Annotated in this window: 15 protein-coding genes; 1 reads left to right on the top strand and 14 read right to left on the bottom strand. The window is 61.9% G+C overall.

Annotated features, from left to right (window positions below; all coding sequences use genetic code 11):
* Positions 1–316: 316 nt before the first annotated feature.
* The 9 genes from sucD to sdhC form a co-directional block, all read right to left on the bottom strand.
* Complete coding sequence (sucD, locus tag DMX06_RS22890) at positions 317–1201, bottom strand: succinate--CoA ligase subunit alpha (protein ID WP_004376004.1); 885 nt, start codon at positions 1199–1201, stop codon at positions 317–319.
* Entirely contained in the window at positions 1201–2367 is a 1167-nt protein-coding gene (sucC, locus tag DMX06_RS22885; protein ID WP_023629628.1) for an ADP-forming succinate--CoA ligase subunit beta, read from the bottom strand. Before sucC ends, sucD begins: the two co-directional genes overlap by 1 nt.
* Before the next feature lie 172 nt (positions 2368–2539).
* Positions 2540–3976 carry a dihydrolipoyl dehydrogenase gene (gene lpdA / locus DMX06_RS22880; protein WP_110739478.1) on the bottom strand — a complete coding sequence of 479 codons (1437 nt, stop codon included), beginning with the start codon at positions 3974–3976 and terminating at the stop codon, positions 2540–2542.
* A 92-nt stretch (positions 3977–4068) separates the two neighbouring features.
* Entirely contained in the window at positions 4069–5292 is a 1224-nt protein-coding gene (gene odhB, locus DMX06_RS22875; protein ID WP_110739477.1) for a 2-oxoglutarate dehydrogenase complex dihydrolipoyllysine-residue succinyltransferase, read from the bottom strand.
* A gap of 42 nt (positions 5293–5334) precedes the next feature.
* Complete coding sequence (locus DMX06_RS22870) at positions 5335–8166, bottom strand: 2-oxoglutarate dehydrogenase E1 component (protein ID WP_110739476.1); 2832 nt, start codon at positions 8164–8166, stop codon at positions 5335–5337.
* 245 nt (positions 8167–8411) lie between these two features.
* Complete coding sequence (locus DMX06_RS22865) at positions 8412–9116, bottom strand: succinate dehydrogenase iron-sulfur subunit (protein ID WP_012315348.1); 705 nt, start codon at positions 9114–9116, stop codon at positions 8412–8414.
* An 11-nt stretch (positions 9117–9127) separates the two neighbouring features.
* Positions 9128–10900 carry a succinate dehydrogenase flavoprotein subunit gene (gene sdhA / locus DMX06_RS22860; protein ID WP_023628895.1) on the bottom strand — a complete coding sequence of 591 codons (1773 nt, stop codon included), beginning with the start codon at positions 10898–10900 and terminating at the stop codon, positions 9128–9130.
* A gap of 3 nt (positions 10901–10903) precedes the next feature.
* Positions 10904–11272, bottom strand: a complete 369-nt coding sequence (gene sdhD, locus DMX06_RS22855) for a succinate dehydrogenase, hydrophobic membrane anchor protein (RefSeq protein ID WP_023628896.1) — start codon at positions 11270–11272, stop codon at positions 10904–10906.
* Complete coding sequence (sdhC, locus tag DMX06_RS22850) at positions 11266–11652, bottom strand: succinate dehydrogenase, cytochrome b556 subunit (RefSeq protein WP_011534755.1); 387 nt, start codon at positions 11650–11652, stop codon at positions 11266–11268. The genes sdhD and sdhC overlap by 7 nt, the downstream gene beginning before the upstream one ends.
* Before the next feature lie 352 nt (positions 11653–12004).
* Here sdhC and gltA point away from each other — a divergent pair, with 352 nt between their 5' ends.
* The gene (gene gltA, locus DMX06_RS22845) at positions 12005–13294 is read left to right on the top strand and encodes a citrate synthase (protein ID WP_110739475.1); all 1290 of its coding nucleotides are present in this window, start codon (positions 12005–12007) and stop codon (positions 13292–13294) included.
* 119 nt (positions 13295–13413) lie between these two features.
* On the opposite strand, the gene DMX06_RS22840 is transcribed toward gltA, so the two are convergent.
* From DMX06_RS22840 to DMX06_RS26190, 5 genes are all read right to left on the bottom strand, one after another.
* Complete coding sequence (locus DMX06_RS22840; RefSeq protein ID WP_110739474.1) at positions 13414–14016, bottom strand: START domain-containing protein; 603 nt, start codon at positions 14014–14016, stop codon at positions 13414–13416.
* Between the two features lie 33 nt (positions 14017–14049).
* The gene (locus DMX06_RS22835) at positions 14050–14304 is read right to left on the bottom strand and encodes a YkgJ family cysteine cluster protein (protein ID WP_023628900.1); all 255 of its coding nucleotides are present in this window, start codon (positions 14302–14304) and stop codon (positions 14050–14052) included.
* A gap of 107 nt (positions 14305–14411) precedes the next feature.
* Positions 14412–14858 carry a hypothetical protein gene (locus tag DMX06_RS22830; RefSeq protein ID WP_110739473.1) on the bottom strand — a complete coding sequence of 149 codons (447 nt, stop codon included), beginning with the start codon at positions 14856–14858 and terminating at the stop codon, positions 14412–14414.
* Between the two features lie 62 nt (positions 14859–14920).
* Complete coding sequence (locus DMX06_RS22825) at positions 14921–16363, bottom strand: aminotransferase-like domain-containing protein (protein ID WP_110739472.1); 1443 nt, start codon at positions 16361–16363, stop codon at positions 14921–14923.
* 105 nt (positions 16364–16468) lie between these two features.
* Entirely contained in the window at positions 16469–16711 is a 243-nt protein-coding gene (locus DMX06_RS26190) for a hypothetical protein (protein ID WP_146232232.1), read from the bottom strand.
* Positions 16712–16784 lie beyond the last annotated feature (73 nt).

Genomic DNA, 16784 nt, shown 5'->3' with positions numbered 1-16784 from the left:
CCGATGTGCGTATGTGTTTGTCGTCTGGTTGAACGTGTTAGGCGACAATTTATTGCTCATTTGGGTAGATGTCTGGTTGAAAATCCTGATTGAAGGGATCGAGCTTTCCTACGCGTGGGAGCGGCCTTGTGTCGCGAAAGGGCCGCGTAGCGGCCCCAGCGGTAGTTGGCATCGACGCTAGAACCCTGGGGCCGCTCTGCGGCCCTTTCGCGACACAAGGCCGCTCCCACAAAAAGCGTGATCGCCGATCGCCAAGAAAAACGACAAAGGCCACCCGAAGGTGGCCTTTGTGCGCGTGGGGGGTACTGCGTGTTACTTACTTCTTGACTTCCCAGCCAGTCAGCTCGGCCAGGGCCTTGCCGATGTCAGCCAGGGAACGCACGGTTTTCACACCGGCGTCCTGCAGGGCGGCGAACTTCTCGTCCGCAGTACCCTTGCCACCGGAGATGATGGCGCCAGCGTGGCCCATGCGCTTGCCCGCAGGTGCGGTAACACCGGCGATGTAGGAAACGACAGGCTTGGTCACGTTGGCCTTGATGTAGGCCGCGGCTTCTTCTTCAGCGGAACCGCCGATCTCACCGATCATGACGATCGCTTCGGTCTTCGGGTCTTCCTGGAACAGCTTCAGGATGTCGATGAAGTTGGAGCCCGGGATCGGGTCACCGCCGATGCCGACGCAGGTCGACTGGCCGAAGCCGGCGTCGGTGGTCTGCTTGACAGCTTCGTAGGTCAGGGTGCCGGAACGCGACACGATACCGACCTTGCCTGGCAGGTGGATGTGACCCGGCATGATGCCGATCTTGCACTCGCCCGGAGTGATCACGCCTGGGCAGTTCGGGCCGATCAGGGTCACGCCCAGCTCGTCGCACTTGACCTTGGCGTCCAGCATGTCGAGGGTAGGAATACCCTCGGTGATGCAGACGATCAGCTTGATGCCACCGAAGGCGGCTTCCAGGATCGAGTCCTTGCAGAAAGGAGCCGGTACGTAGATGACCGACGCGTCAGCGCCGGTGGCTTCTACGGCTTCTTTCACGGTGTTGAACACCGGCAGGCCCAGGTGGGTGGTGCCACCCTTGCCCGGGGTGACGCCGCCGACCATCTTGGTGCCGTAGGCGATGGCTTGTTCGGAGTGGAAAGTACCCTGCGAGCCGGTGAAGCCCTGGCAGATGACTTTGGTGTCTTTATTGATCAGGACGCTCATTACTTGCCCTCCGCAGCTTTGACAACTTGTTGAGCAGCGTCGGTCAGGCTGGTTGCCGCAATGATGTTCAAACCGCTTTCTGCCAGTACTTTAGCGCCCAGTTCGGCGTTGTTGCCTTCGAGGCGAACGACAACCGGAACCTTGACGCCGACTTCTTTCACAGCGCCGATGATGCCTTCGGCAATCATGTCGCAGCGAACGATGCCGCCGAAGATGTTGACCAGGACGGCCGCGACATTGCTGTCGGACAGGATGATCTTGAATGCTTCGGTAACGCGCTCTTTGGTAGCGCCGCCGCCCACGTCGAGGAAGTTGGCTGGCTTGCCGCCGTGCAGGTTGACAATGTCCATGGTACCCATGGCCAGGCCGGCACCGTTGACCATGCAGCCGATGTTGCCTTCGAGGGCAACGTAGTTCAGTTCGAACTTGGCGGCGTGGGCTTCACGGGCGTCGTCCTGCGACGGGTCGTGGAAGGTCTTCAGCTTCGGCTGACGGTACATGGCGTTGGCGTCGATGTTGATCTTGGCATCGAGGCAGTGCAGATCGCCATCGGCCTTGATCACCAGCGGGTTCACTTCCAGCAGGGCCAGATCGTGATCCTTGAACAGCTTGGCCAGGCCTACGAAGATCTTGGCGAACTGCTGAACTTGCTTGCCTTCCAGGCCCAGCTGGAACGCCAGCTCGCGACCCTGGAACGGCTGAGCGCCGACCAGCGGATCGATGGTGGCCTTGAGGATCTTCTCAGGAGTGTCGTGAGCGACTTTCTCGATGTCCACGCCACCTTCGGTGGAAGCCATGAACACGATGCGGCGGCTCGAACGATCGACTACAGCGCCCAGGTACAGCTCTTTGGCGATGTCAGTGCAGGATTCGACCAGGATCTTGGAAACTGGCTGACCATTGGCGTCGGTCTGGTAGGTAACCAGGTTCTTGCCAAGCCACTGGGCAGCGAACGCCTTGGCGTCTTCCTTGCTGCGAACCAGCTTGACGCCGCCCGCTTTACCGCGACCACCCGCGTGAACCTGGGCTTTTACAACCCACTCGGAACCGCCGATCTTGTCGCAGGCTTCTGCTGCAGCTTCAGGGGTGTCGACTGCGAAACCCTTGGAAACTGGCAGGCCGTATTCAGCGAACAGCTGCTTACCCTGATACTCGTGAAGATTCATGCTTTTTACCGTCTTCGTTAGGTACTGCGCTTCGGCGCTGCGCCATTACTGGCGCCGCACCACCTGTGACCGTTGACCCCGGGTTTTCCCATGTGATCCGGTCCGGCGGACGTTCCGCGGTGAGTCTTGCACGCAAGACCCACGACGGGCAGACCGCCGTGGTTTCTTATAATTAACGCTTCTTACGGTTGGCGACGTGAATGGCACCGCCATTCACCGCCAGCGCTGCTTCATGCAACGCTTCGGACAGGGTCGGATGGCTGAAGACCATCATGCCCAGATCCTCGGCACTGGTGCCGAATTCCATTGCGATCGCGCCCTGCTGTACCAGTTCGGCAGCCGACGGGCCAATCACGTGAACACCCAGGACGCGGTCGGTCTTGGCGTCGGCGATGACCTTGACGAAACCACCGGTATCGTTGGCTGCCATCGCACGGCCGCTGGCCGCGAACGGGAAGGTGCCTACGTTAACCTCAACACCCTCGGCCTTCAAGGCTTGTTCGGTCTTGCCGACCCACGCGATTTCCGGGTGGGTGTAGATGACCGACGGGATCAGGTCGTAGTTCATCTGGGCCTTGTGGCCCTTGATGCGCTCGACGACCATGATGCCCTCTTCCGAGGCCTTGTGCGCCAGCATCATGCCACGCACCACGTCACCAATGGCGAATACGCCCGGAACGCTGGTAGCGCAGTGGTCATCGACGAAGATGTAGCCACGCTCGTCGATGGTCACGCCGCTGTCGGCGGCCAGCAGGTCGGTGGTCACCGGACGACGGCCGACCGCGACGATCAGCTTGTCGAAGGTGATCTTCTGCTCGCCTTCGGCGTTGGTGTAGGTGACTTCGACTTCGTTGCCGTTGACTTTCGAGCCGGTGACGCGAGCGCCCAGCTTGATGTCCAGGCCTTGCTTGGTCAGGGTCTTCTGGGCTTCTTTCGACACGGCGGTGTCGGCAGCCATCAGGAAGGTGTCCAGGGCTTCCAGGACGGTGACTTCGGCACCCAGGCGAGCCCATACCGAGCCCAGCTCCAGGCCGATCACGCCGGCACCGATGACGCCCAGGCGCTTCGGTACGCTCTGGAATTCCAGGGCGCCGGTGGAGTCGACGATGACGTTCTGGTCGACCGGGGCCGGCGGAATGTCGATCGGACGCGAACCCGAAGCCAGGATCACGTTCTCGGCTTCGATGACTTCGGTGGTGCCGTCAGCCTTGGTGACTTCGACTTTCTTGCCGGCCAGCAGCTTGCCGTGGCCCTGGATCGAAGTGACGCCGTTGGCCTTGAACAGGGTGGCGACGCCACCGGTCAGGTTCTTGACGATACCGGCCTTGCGGCCAACCATCGCGGCAACGTCCATCTTCACTTCGCCAGTGGAGATACCGTGCACGTTGAAGCTCTCTTTGGCTTCCTTGTACTTCCAGGAGCTGTCCAGCAGCGCCTTGGACGGAATGCAACCCACGTTCAGGCAGGTGCCGCCCAGGGCCAGCTTGCCCTCGGCGTCGGTGTATTTCTCGATACAGGCAGTCTTCAGACCGAGTTGGGCAGCCTTGATGGCGGCAACATAGCCGCCAGGACCTGCACCAATCACCACTACGTCGAATTTCTGGGTCATAAAAGATTCCTTATCAGCTACAAGCTACAGGCCGCGTACCGCACGGCCCCGCCTCTTGCGAAGAGCGGGGCCGGCGGCGCGCGGCTAGTTGATTAGATGTCCAGCAGCAGGCGAGACGGATCTTCCAGCAGGTTCTTGATGGTCACCAGGAAGGTTACCGCTTCCTTGCCGTCGATCAGGCGGTGATCGTACGACAGCGCCAGGTACATCATCGGGCGGATCACTACCTGGCCGTTGATGGCCATCGGGCGCTGGATGATGTTGTGCATGCCCAGGATCGCGGCCTGCGGCGGGTTGACGATCGGGGTCGACATCATCGAGCCGAAGGTACCACCGTTGGTGATGGTGAAGGTACCGCCAGTCATCTCTTCGATCGACAGCTTGCCGTCACGGGCCTTCTTGCCGAAGGTGGCGATGCCGTTCTCAATCTCGGCCAGCGACATCGATTCGGCGTTGCGCAGCACCGGTACCACCAGGCCACGGTCGCTGGAGACGGCGACGCCGACGTCAGCAAAACCGTGGTAGACGATGTCGTTGCCGTCGATCGAGGCGTTGACTGCCGGGAAGCGCTTCAGCGCCTCGGTGGCAGCCTTGACGAAGAACGACATGAAGCCCAGGCGCACGCCGTTGTGGGTCTTCTCGAACAGGTCCTTGTACTTCGAACGCAGGGCCATGACTTCGGTCATGTCGACTTCGTTGAAGGTGGTCAGCATGGCCATGTTCGACTGTGCTTCGACCAGACGCTCGGCGATCTTGGCGCGCAGGCGGGTCATCGGCACACGCTTCTCGGTGCGGTCGCCAGCGGCGACGACAACCGGGGCAGCGGCAGCAGCGGCCGGCTTGGCAGCCGGAGCAGCGGCAGGAGCCGACTTCTTGTTGGCAACGGCAGCGACGACGTCTTCCTTGGTGATGCGACCGCCCTTGCCGGTGCCGGCAACGGTAGCCAGGTCGATGCCGTTCTCTTCAGCCAGCTTGCGCGCGGCTGGAGCAGCGACCGGGTCGTCTTCGCCAGCGTCGGCGGCAGCAGCGGCCGGAGCAGCAGCGGCAGGCGCGGCAGCTGGCGCTGCGGCGGCGGCGCCACCTTCAACGATCGAGCCCAGGACTTCGTCGGACAGGACGGTGTCGCCCTCGCCCTTGACGATGGCGCCCAGCACGCCGTCAGCGGTGGCCAGGACTTCCAGGACGACCTTGTCGGTCTCGATGTCGACGATCAGCTCGTCACGCTTGACGGCGTCGCCCGGCTGCTTGTGCCAGGTGGCAACGGTGCCATCGGCAACCGATTCCGGGAAGGTTGGGGCTTTGATCTCGATAGCCATTATCTGTGTTTCCTTAAATTCGGTTTCAGGTGCGCGAAGGCGTTAGACAGTGAAGGCGTCTTGCAGCAGTTTTTCCTGCTGTTCGGCGTGCTTCGATGCATAACCACAAGCTGGCGCGGCGGAAGCGTCGCGGCCGGCGTATTCCAGGACCAGCGCCTTGTTGTGGCGGCCCAGGATACGGCGCATGTGGTGCTGGCTGCTGTACCAGGCGCCCTGGTTCATCGGCTCTTCCTGACACCACACTGCATGCTTGAGGTTGGTGTAAGGCGCGAGGATTTCGACCAGGTCGTCCTCAGGGAACGGATACAGCTGCTCGATACGCACGATGGCGATGTCTTCGCGGCCTTCGGCACGGCGTTTTTCCAGCAGGTCGTAGTAGACCTTGCCGCTGGCCAGCACCAGGCGCTCGACCTTGGCAGGATCCAGGGTGTCGATTTCCGGGATCACGGTCTGGAACGAGCCATCGGCCAGGTCTTCCAGGGTCGAGATGGCCAGCTTGTGGCGCAGCAGCGACTTCGGCGTCAGCACGACCAGCGGCTTGCGCAGCGGACGGATCACCTGGCGACGCAGCAGGTGGTAGATCTGTGCCGGGGTGGTCGGTACGCAGACCTGGATGTTGTGCTCGGCGCACAGCTGCAGGTAGCGTTCCAGACGCGCGGAGGAGTGCTCCGGACCCTGGCCTTCATAGCCGTGCGGCAGCAGCATGGTCAGACCGCACAGGCGGCCCCACTTGTGCTCGCCGCTGGTGATGAACTGGTCGATCACCACTTGTGCGCCGTTGGCGAAGTCGCCGAACTGGGCTTCCCAGATCACCAGCGCGTTCGGCGTGGTGGTCGAGTAGCCGTATTCGAAGGCCAGTACCGCTTCTTCCGAGAGGAAGGAGTCGTACAGGTCGAAACGCGGCTGGCCCGGGAACAGGTTCTTCAGCGGCACGTAGGTGCTGGCGTCCTTCTGGTTGTGCAGCACCGCGTGACGGTGCGAGAAGGTGCCACGGCCGATGTCCTGGCCGGTCATGCGGATCGGGTGACCTTCGAACTGCAGGGTGGCGTAGGCCATGGTCTCTGCATAACCCCAGTTGATTGGCAAGCCACCGGCCTGCATCTTCTGGCGATCTTCGTAGATCTTCGCCACCTGGCGCTGGACGACGAAACCTTCAGGCAGCTCGAGCAGCTTGGCCGACAGCTCCTGCAGGGTCTTGAGGTCGAAGCGGGTGTCGTGACGCGCGGTCCAGGCATGGCCCAGGTACGGACGCCAGTCGACGAACAGCTCGCGGTTCGGCTCCTTGACCAGGCTCTTGACCACGTGCAGGCCGTTGTCCAGGGCATTGCGGTACTCGTCGACCTTGGCCTGGGCGCGCTCGGCGTCGATGCGACCGGCGCTGATCAACTGCTCGGCGTACAGCTCACGGGTAGTGCGCTGCTTGGTGATCTGCTGGTACATCAGCGGCTGGGTGCCGTTCGGCTCGTCGGCCTCGTTGTGGCCGCGACGACGGTAGCAGACCAGGTCGATGACCACGTCACGCTTGAACTGCATGCGGTAGTCGATGGCCAGCTGGGTGACGAACATCACCGCTTCCGGATCATCGCCGTTCACGTGCAGGATCGGCGCCTGGATCATCTTGGCAACGTCGGTGGCGTACTCGGTGGAGCGCGCATCCAGCGGGTTGCTGATGGTGAAACCGACCTGGTTGTTGATCACGATGTGCACGGTGCCGCCGGTCTTGAAACCGCGGGTCTGCGACATCTGGAAGGTTTCCATGACCACACCCTGGCCGGCGAATGCTGCGTCACCGTGGATGGAGATCGGCAGAACCTTGTCGCCAACGGTGTCGTTGCGGCGATCCTGGCGGGCGCGAACCGAACCTTCCACCACTGGCGAGACGATTTCCAGGTGGGAGGGGTTGAACGCCATGGCCAGGTGGACTTCGCCACCGGGGGTCATCACGTTGGAGGAGAAGCCCTGGTGATACTTCACGTCACCGGAGCCCAGCTCGTTCATCTTCTTGCCTTCGAACTCGTCGAACAGCTCGCGCGGGTTCTTGCCGAAGGTGTTGACGAGCACGTTCAGGCGGCCACGGTGGGCCATGCCGATCACGACTTCCTTGGTGCCGTAGGAGCCGGAGCGCTGGATCATTTCGTCCAGCATCGGGATCAGGCTTTCGCCACCCTCGAGGCCGAAGCGCTTGGTGCCCGGGTACTTGGTGCCCAGGTACTTCTCCAGGCCCTCACCGGCCGTGACGCGCTCGAGCAGGTGAGCCTGCACGTCGGCGGAGAACTCCGGACGGCCACGCACGCTTTCCAGGCGCTGCTGGAACCAGCTGCGCTGCTCGGAATCGACGATGTGGGTGAACTCGGCGCCAATGGTGCGACAATATGTCTTCTGCAGCGCTTCGAAGATTTCGCGTAGGCTCGCTTCCTCTTTGCCGATGAACAGGTCGCCGGCACGGAAGGTCGTATCAAGATCGGCATTGGTCAAGCCGTAGTGATTGATCGACAGGTCTACGGGCGCAGGGCGCTGCCACAACCCCAACGGGTCGAGCTTGGCAGCCTGATGGCCGCGCATACGATAGGCCTGGATCAGTCGCAGCACTTCAACCTGCTTCTTCTCGTGTTCACTGCTCACGCTCCCGGCGGATACCGGTTGGGCGCGGCGCTGGTTCTTTGCCAGCAGTACGAAATGGTCGCGGATCGTCGAGTGCGATACATCGGTAGCGGTGCTGCCGTCGGCGGGCAACTTCTGGAAGTAGGTGCGCCACTCTTCTGGCACAGCGTTAGGGTCGTGCAGGTAGAGCTCATAAAGCTCTTCCACATATGCAGCGTTACCACCTGAAAGGTGGGCGCTATCCCACATGCGCTGCATCACGCTTTCTTGCATGCTTGGTCACCCTCGGTTAGGGGACTGATCGGCGAGAGCCACAGCAAACCTGGAAAAGTCCGAACACAGCGACTGAACCACGCCACCTGGATCCTGCTGATTTTCCGGGTACCAGCCCGGAAGCCCCTGCTGGTCTCATATCTTCATAGGTAATGAACGCGGGCTTTGTGGGCCCTTGCTCGGGTTTTACCTCAGTGCGGGCTCAGCGCCCGCACCTCGGCTTACTGCAGGTACAACGCTTTGAATCAGGTGCCGCTTTGCAGCAGCATGTTACGTACGTGGCCGATTGCCTTGGTCGGATTCAGACCTTTCGGGCAAACGTTCACGCAGTTCATGATCCCGCGGCAGCGGAAGACGCTGAACGGGTCATCCAGGGACGCCAGGCGCTCCTGAGTCTTGGTGTCGCGGCTGTCGGCCAGGAAACGGTAGGCCTGCAGCAGCGCGGCGGGGCCCAGGAACTTGTCCGGGTTCCACCAGAACGACGGGCAGGAGGTCGAGCAGCAGGCGCACAGGATGCACTCGTACAGACCGTCCAGCTTGTCGCGATCTTCCGGCGACTGCAGACGCTCGATGGCCGGGGCCGGCGTGTCGTTCTGCAGGAAAGGCTTCACCTTCTCGTACTGCTTGTAGAAGATGCTCATATCGACCACCAGGTCACGAATGACCGGCAGGCCAGGCAGCGGACGCAGGACCAGCTTGTTGCCCTTGACCACACCCGACAGCGGGGTGATACAGGCCAGGCCGTTCTTGCCGTTCATGTTCATGCCATCGGAACCGCACACGCCTTCACGGCAGGAGCGACGGTACGAGAAGCCCTCGTCCTTTTCCTTGATAAGCGCCAGCACGTCCAGAACCATCAGGTCCTTGCCGCCGGTATCGACGTCGAACGACTCCATCTTGGGCGCCGAGTCGGTGTCGGGGTTGTAACGATAAACTTCGACTTTCAACATAGCAGCCACCCTTAGTAAGTCCGGACTTTTGGTTCGAAGGCAGGAACTGTCTTCGGCGCAAAGTTGACGCCACGCTTGGCAACGCGCTTCTCACCCGGGTAGTACAGGGTGTGGCACAGCCAGTTCTCGTCGTCACGGTCTTCGAAGTCTTCACGGGCGTGCGCGCCGCGGGACTCTTTACGGGCTTCAGCGGCAATGGCGGTCGCTTCGGCGACTTCCAGCAGGTTCTGCAGCTCCAGCGCTTCGATACGCGCGGTGTTGAAGGCCTGGGACTTGTCGTTGATCTTGACGTTGGCGATGCGGTCACGCAGGCCAGCCAGCTGCTCGATACCCTTCTGCATGTATTCGCCGGTACGGAATACACCGAAGTAGTTCTGCATGCAGCTCTGCAGTTCGCGCTTCAGGCTTGCCACGTCTTCACCGCTGGTACGCTCATTGAGCTTGTTCAGGCGGTTCAGGGCAACATCGACGTCGGTGTCGCTGGCATCGCGGTACTCGACGCCTTCGGTCAGTGCCTTTTCCAGGTGCAGGCCGGCGGCGCGGCCGAAGACCACCAGGTCGAGCAGCGAGTTGCCGCCCAGGCGGTTGGCGCCGTGGACCGATACGCACGCCACTTCACCGACCGCGAACAGGCCCGGAATGATGTGGTCCTTGCCTTCGGCGTCCATGGTGATGGCCTGGCCATGGATGTTGGTGGCAACGCCGCCCATCATGTAGTGGCAGGTCGGAACGACCGGGACCGGCGCGACCACAGGGTCGACGTGGGCGAAGGTCTTGGAAAGCTCGCAGATGCCTGGCAGGCGGCTGTGCAGCACTTCCTCGCCCAGGTGATCCAGCTTCAGCAGCACGTGATCCTTGTTCGGGCCCACGCCGTTGCCGGCGATGATCTCTTTGACCATGGAACGGGCAACCACGTCGCGGCCGGCCAGGTCTTTGGCGTTCGGCGCATAACGCTCCATGAAGCGCTCGCCGTGGGCGTTGATCAGGTAGCCACCTTCACCACGGCAACCTTCGGTTACCAGTACACCGGCGCCGGCGATGCCGGTCGGGTGGAACTGCCACATCTCGATGTCCTGCACCGGTACACCGGCACGCAGCGCCATGCCGATACCGTCGCCGGTATTGATCAGGGCGTTGGTGGTGGAGGCGTAGATACGGCCCGCACCGCCAGTCGCCAGCACGGTGGCCTTGGACTTGATGTACATGGTTTCGCCGGTTTCGATGCAGATCGCGATCACACCGACGAAGGCGCCGTCCTGGTTCTTCACCAGGTCGACGGCGTAGTACTCGTTGAGGAAGGTGGTGCCTGCCTTCAGGTTGCCCTGGTACAGGGTGTGCAGCAGCGCGTGACCGGTACGGTCGGAAGCTGCGCAGGTACGGGCGGCCTGGCCACCTTTGCCGAAGTCCTTGGACTGGCCACCGAACGGACGCTGGTAGATGCGGCCGGTCTCGGTACGCGAGAATGGCAGGCCCATGTGATCCAGTTCGAAGACCGCGGCCGGGCCTTCCTGACACATGTATTCGATAGCGTCCTGGTCACCGATGTAGTCGGAACCCTTGACGGTGTCGTACATGTGCCAGCGCCAGTCGTCGTTCGGGTCGGCCGAAGCGATGGCGCAGGTGATGCCGCCCTGGGCGGAAACGGTGTGCGAACGGGTCGGGAACACTTTGGTGACTACGGCGGTCTTGTGGCCGCCTTGAGCCAGTTGCAGTGCTGCGCGCATGCCGGCGCCGCCACCACCGATGATGATGGCGTCGAAGGAAATGGTTGGAATGTTAGCCATGAATCAGATACCCCAGAGAATCTGCACACCCCAGACGAAGTAAGCGAACATCGCAACGCCGCATACCGCCTGGAACAGGAAACGAATCGCAGTCGCCGACTTGCCGAACGCCATCGGCGTCAGGTAGTCGGTGGCAATGGTCCACATGCCAACCCAGGCGTGGGCGCCCAGGGCAACGAGGGCCAGCAGACTGAAGATGCGCATCGCGTTGTTGGTGAACAGAGCGTGCCACTGGGCGTAGTCGATGCCCGGGTGGGCGGCGAGGTAGCCGATCAGGAAAATGAAGTAAGCCGCGAGAACGACCGCCGAGACGCGCTGCGCCATCCAGTCGTAGAGGCCCGAACGCGACAGGTTCGTGACGTTAGTTACCATACCCAAACTCCTGCCAGAACGATCAGCACCACGGAGATGACGATCACGATTTTCGAGCCCAGCTTGCCGCCTTCCAGCGTCTCACCGATACCCATGTCCATGATCAGGTGGCGCACACCTGCCACGAGGTGATACAGCAGGCCGGACAGCAGGCCCCAGGTCACCAGTTTGGCCAGCGGACTGGTCAGACACGCCTTCACCTCGGCAAAGCCTTCCTCGCTACCCAGCGACTTGCCCAGTGCATACAGCATGATGGCAAGGCCGAGGAACAGGATGACGCCGGAGATACGGTGAAGAATGGACGTGTACGCGGTGATCGGGAGTTTGATGGTCCTTAGGTCTAGGTTTACAGGTCGTTGGCTTTTCACGGCTTTTTTCACACTGAAGAGCCCCTAGCTAACAGGGCAAAGTTGTTGGTAAGTGTACTGGTCAGGTACCCACCACCCAGGAGAGCGACGACACCCAGCAGGGCGGGCTTGAAAGCCCCTGGGAGTCGGCTGCCGAGTATAGACAGTTAGGCTGCTTATGACAACGTGAGGGGCTCGCCCAAATAGCGCATTGCCTTTAGTGAACAAAAGGCGTAAACGGGCGAGAATTTCGTGAAAAACCAGGCCTCAGAGGGCGTTTCAACCAGCCTTTAGGCAAATTGACATTCGAATTTATCCCTCTATAGTGGTGCGGGCCCTGCGTGGGGGGTCTGTCTGATGATTTCAAGCATTAATAGGAGGCCACATGGCTGACAAAAAAGCGCAGTTGATCATCGAGGGCGCTGCCCCCGTCGAGCTGCCCATTTTAACCGGCACCGTTGGTCCCGATGTTATCGACGTCCGCGGGTTGGGGGCATCCGGCCACTTCACCTTCGACCCAGGCTTCATGGCGACCGCCTCGTGCGAGTCGAAGATCACCTACATTGACGGCGACAAGGGTATCCTGCTGCATCGCGGCTACCCGATCGAACAGCTCGCCGAGCAATCGGACTACCTCGAGACCTGCTACCTGCTGCTCAACGGCGAACTGCCGAATGCCGAGCAGAAGGCCCAGTTCGTCAGCACCGTGAAGAACCACACCATGGTTCACGAGCAGCTGAAGTCGTTCTTCAACGGCTTCCGCCGCGACGCCCACCCGATGGCAGTGATGTGCGGCGTGGTCGGCGCCCTGTCGGCGTTCTATCACGACTCGCTGGACATCAATAACCCGCAGCACCGCGAAATCTCCGCGGTTCGCCTGGTCGCCAAGATGCCGACCCTGGCCGCGATGGTCTACAAGTACTCCATGGGCCAGCCCATGATGTACCCGCGCAACGACCTGTCGTACGCGGAGAACTTCCTGCACATGATGTTCAACACCCCGTGCGAGATCAAACCGATCAGCCCGGTGCTGGCCAAGGCGATGGACCGGATCTTCATCCTCCACGCCGACCACGAGCAGAACGCCTCCACCTCCACGGTGCGCCTGGCGGGCTCCTCGGGCGCCAACCCGTTCGCCTGTATCGCCGCCGGCATCGCCGCACTGTGGGGCCCGGCCCACGGCGGTGCGAACGAAGCCGTACTGACCATGCTCGATGAAATCGGCGATGTCTCGAACATCGACAAGTTCATCGCCAAGGCCAAGGACAAGAACGATCCGTTCAAGCTCATGGGCTTCGGTCACCGCGTGTACAAGAACCGCGACCCACGCGCCACCGTGATGAAGAAGACCTGCGACGAAGTGCTCAGCGAGCTGGGCATCAAGAACGACCCGCAGCTGGAACTGGCCATGCGCCTGGAAGAGATCGCCCTGACCGATCCGTACTTCGTCGAGCGCTCGCTGTACCCGAACGTCGACTTCTACTCGGGCATCATCCTCAAGGCCATCGGTATCCCGACCAGCATGTTCACCGTGATCTTCGCCCTGGCGCGTACCGTCGGCTGGATCTCGCACTGGAAGGAAATGCTCTCCAGCCCGTACAAGATCGGCCGTCCGCGCCAGCTGTACACCGGCTACGAGCAGCGTGACATCGTTGAGCTGAAGGACCGCAAGTAAGCCTGCCGGCTGAACGCAAAAAGGCTGCCCTCGGGCAGCCTTTCTTGTTTCTGTAGTGCCGGTACCGACCCTATCGCGGAGCAAGCCCGCTCCCACGGAGCCCCGCGATAGGCCAAACACTATTTCTCGGCCCGCTCCTTCAGCCCCTTGAGGGTATTGAACGGCGCATCGACCACGAACTTGTTGGCCAGCCACGACGGCACGCTGCCGCCCGGCTCGGTGTGCACCTGATAGGTCACCTCGGTGCTGTCACCTTTGGGCACCAGCTTCCAGAAGCCTTCCACCTGGGCGACACGCACGAAGCCTTTTTCTTCCGGCAGATACTTCGGCTCTTCCTGAAGCTTGCGGGTCAGGCTGCCATCAGCCTCCTGGACCGTGGTCACATGCAGGATCGAATCCCGCGGGGTCACCGGCCAGGGCGTGTTGAACTGGGTGTAGGTCCAGCTCTGGTCACCTTCGCTCTTGAGCAGCTTCTGCGACTTGCACTCGTGGATCCAGGCACAGGCCCCCGCCACGTCTTCCTGCAGCGCCTTGACCTTGGCCAGCGGCGCCTTGATCACGGTCACGCCGCGATAGGCCTTGTACTTCGAGCCGGCCACTTCGCTGAGGGAGACCTTGATCCCCTCCTCGTCCTTGGCCACCTGCCAGTTCTCGGCCCAGGCCGTCGGTGCCAGCAGGACGCCCATGCCACACAGCAGTGCAATACCTTTGATCGATCTCATCATCTTGTTCCTTGTTGTCGAAGATCCAACCTGTCACGCCGCCGTCATCTGCTCCAACCATCCGATGATGCGAATGGCTTCGTCACGATCATTGCCACAGATGTCCGCTTCCGCCTTGAAGCCACCACACACCTGCGGCCGCTCGGGCTTGCCGAACAGCGCACAGAGGTTTTCGACATTCAGGTGCAGGCAGCGTTCGCCGGCCGGCTTGCCCTGCGGCATGCCAGGGATCGGCGAACTGATGGACGGGGCGATGCAGCAGGCACCACAACCCTCGCGGCATTTCATGACAACAGGACTCCCAGGAGCAAAACGGGACGAACGTCCCTGGATACTAACCGCTCAAACATATGTTTGAAATTGCCGGACGGATGAAATCAACCGTGACCCGGCAGTCAGTTGCGGAATTCGAATTCGATGGCCGCGCCGTCAACATCGCGCCGGCTGTCATTGCGCAACTGCAACTGCATTTCGTTGCTGATCAGCCGCCCGTTGAGCTGGAACGGGCTGCTGTCGGACTCGGGCTTGGTGGGGAACATAGACGGTAGCAGAGCCTTGCGCACCACCGGCCCGTCACCCAGGTCCGGCTCGAGATGCCTGACCATTTCACTCGGCAGGCTCAGGTCGATCTTCGGCTTGGGCAGCGGTTTGGCAACAGCCTTGCTGACGGGCTTGGCTCTTGCCTTGGGTTTGGCCTTGGCAGCCGGCTTGGCTGGAGCCTTGACCGCCGACTTGTGCACACCTTGCGCCTTGGCAGCAGGCTCGGCAGCCTGCGCCGCTCCGGCCGGCAGCCAGGACAACGCGAAACACAGGGCAATGACAAGAGGACGAAGCAGATTCATGGGTACCGGAAGCGTAAGCTGCAAAACACGTATGCTCCCTGTTCCCCGCTCATCTGACAAGCCTACAAAAGTGAACCCGTTGGCTCGCGGCACAATTGCTGGGCCAGCAGCCCCAGGGTCATCACCGCCCGCTCCGCCTCGCGGTTCCAGGGAATGCCGCAGTTGAGGCGGATACAGTGGTTGAACTGCTCGGTATTACTGAAGATCAGCCCCGGGGCGATACTGATCCCCTGCTCCAGCGCCCGTACGTGCAGCTCCTGGGTATTGACCCGTCCCGGCAGGCTCACCCAGAGGATGAAGCCCCCGGTGGGTCGAGTCATCTGCGTGCCGTCCGGGAAATGCTGCTGCACCGCCAGCTGGTAGGCACTGAGGTTCTTGCGATACTCCTGGCGAATGTAGCGCAGGTGACGATCGTATCCCCCGTTCTCCAGGTAGGCGGCCACCGCCATCTGGGTGACGCTGCAGGCCGAGTGGGTGGTGAAGGTCTGCAGGCGCTGGATCTCGTCCTGGTAACGCCCGGCGATCATCCAGCCGACCCGCACCCCCGGGGACAGGGTCTTGGAAAAACTCGAGCAGTAGATCACCCGATCCAGCCGATCGAACGCCTTGAGCGCCTTGGTGCGCCCCTGTTCGAACATCAGCTCGCCGTAGATATCGTCCTCGACGATCTGGATGTCGAAATCCGAGGCCAGGCGCAGCAACTGTTTCTGCCGCTCTTCCGGAATGGTGCCACCCAGTGGATTGCTCAGCCGGGCCGTCAGCACCAAGGCCTTGATCGACCACTGGTTGGCGGCCAGCTGCAGGGCTTCCAGACTGATGCCGGTGGACGGATCACTTGGAATCTCGATGACTTTGAGCCCGAGCAGGTCAGCCAGTTGCAGCAGACCGTAGTAGGTGGGTGACTCGGCGGCGATCAGGTCGCCCGGCCGGGTCAGGACCCGCAGCGCCATCTGCAGGGCATCGACGCAACCATGGGTCACCACCACCTCACGGGGATCGACCAGCACGCCGGCATCGCGCATGCGGATGGCGATCTGTCGGCGTAGCGGCTCGAAGCCGGGGCTGAACATGTAGCTGAAGGCACGCGGACTATGGAAGCGCGTCACCTTGGCCAACTGCTGGTGCAGGGCGCGCACGGGCAGGTAGTCGACATGGGGTACCGCCGCGCCAAAGGGGAAGACGCCATCGCGCCGCGCCTCGACCAGCACCTGCTGGATGATGCTCGCCCGGGTGACCAGGCCGGGGCGTTCGACCCGGGCGATATCCGGGGTCTGCGCCGTGAGCGCCGGGGTCTGGTGGACATAGTAGCCCGACTGCGGCCGGGCACGGATCAGGCCCTGGTCCTCGAGATTGGCATAGGCCTGCAGCACGGTGGCGTGGCTGACATTGAGCTGGGCGCTCATCTTGCGTACCGACGGCACCCGCTCACCCGGCTGGTAGACACCCCGACGGATGTCGTCGGCCAGTTGCTGGGCGATACGCTGGTACAGCAGCAGGTTGGTCATGGCGTGTTCTCGAAGCGCGGACGGGATCGTTGTTCTTGTGCGACTCACTGCCGAGGCAGAATACCGTAACAGTTGCGAAGTGTACTGGGACAGATCGCAGGATAGTCAACAATACAGTTGCGTGACAGAGAAACGATCGATGTTTGAGTCGGCGCGCCGACGAACGCACAAGTGGTGACGCTGCCCGCCGTTGCCGTTGCCGTTGCCGTTGCCGTTGCCGTTGCCGTTGCCGATCAAAAGTTTAGCCCCATAGCCCGCTAGCGACAGCTGCGTCAGCCCAGGCGCCGCCCGTACCTTCGCGACTTCAGGAGGCCGAACGCAGGCCTTGCGCAGGGAGGTGACGGGCATGGATGCCCGTCAAGCGCTGGGGCCCAGGATGGGCCCTGCAGCGCGGTCCTCCCGGGAGCAAGGCCGGAGTGAG

Origin of the sequence: Pseudomonas mosselii (assembly GCF_003205295.1) — a bacterium.
In the GTDB taxonomy this organism is placed as follows: domain Bacteria; phylum Pseudomonadota; class Gammaproteobacteria; order Pseudomonadales; family Pseudomonadaceae; genus Aquipseudomonas; species Aquipseudomonas mosselii_B.
Note: the sequence above shows the minus strand (reverse complement) of the source record. Positions and strands in the feature narration are given on the sequence as shown.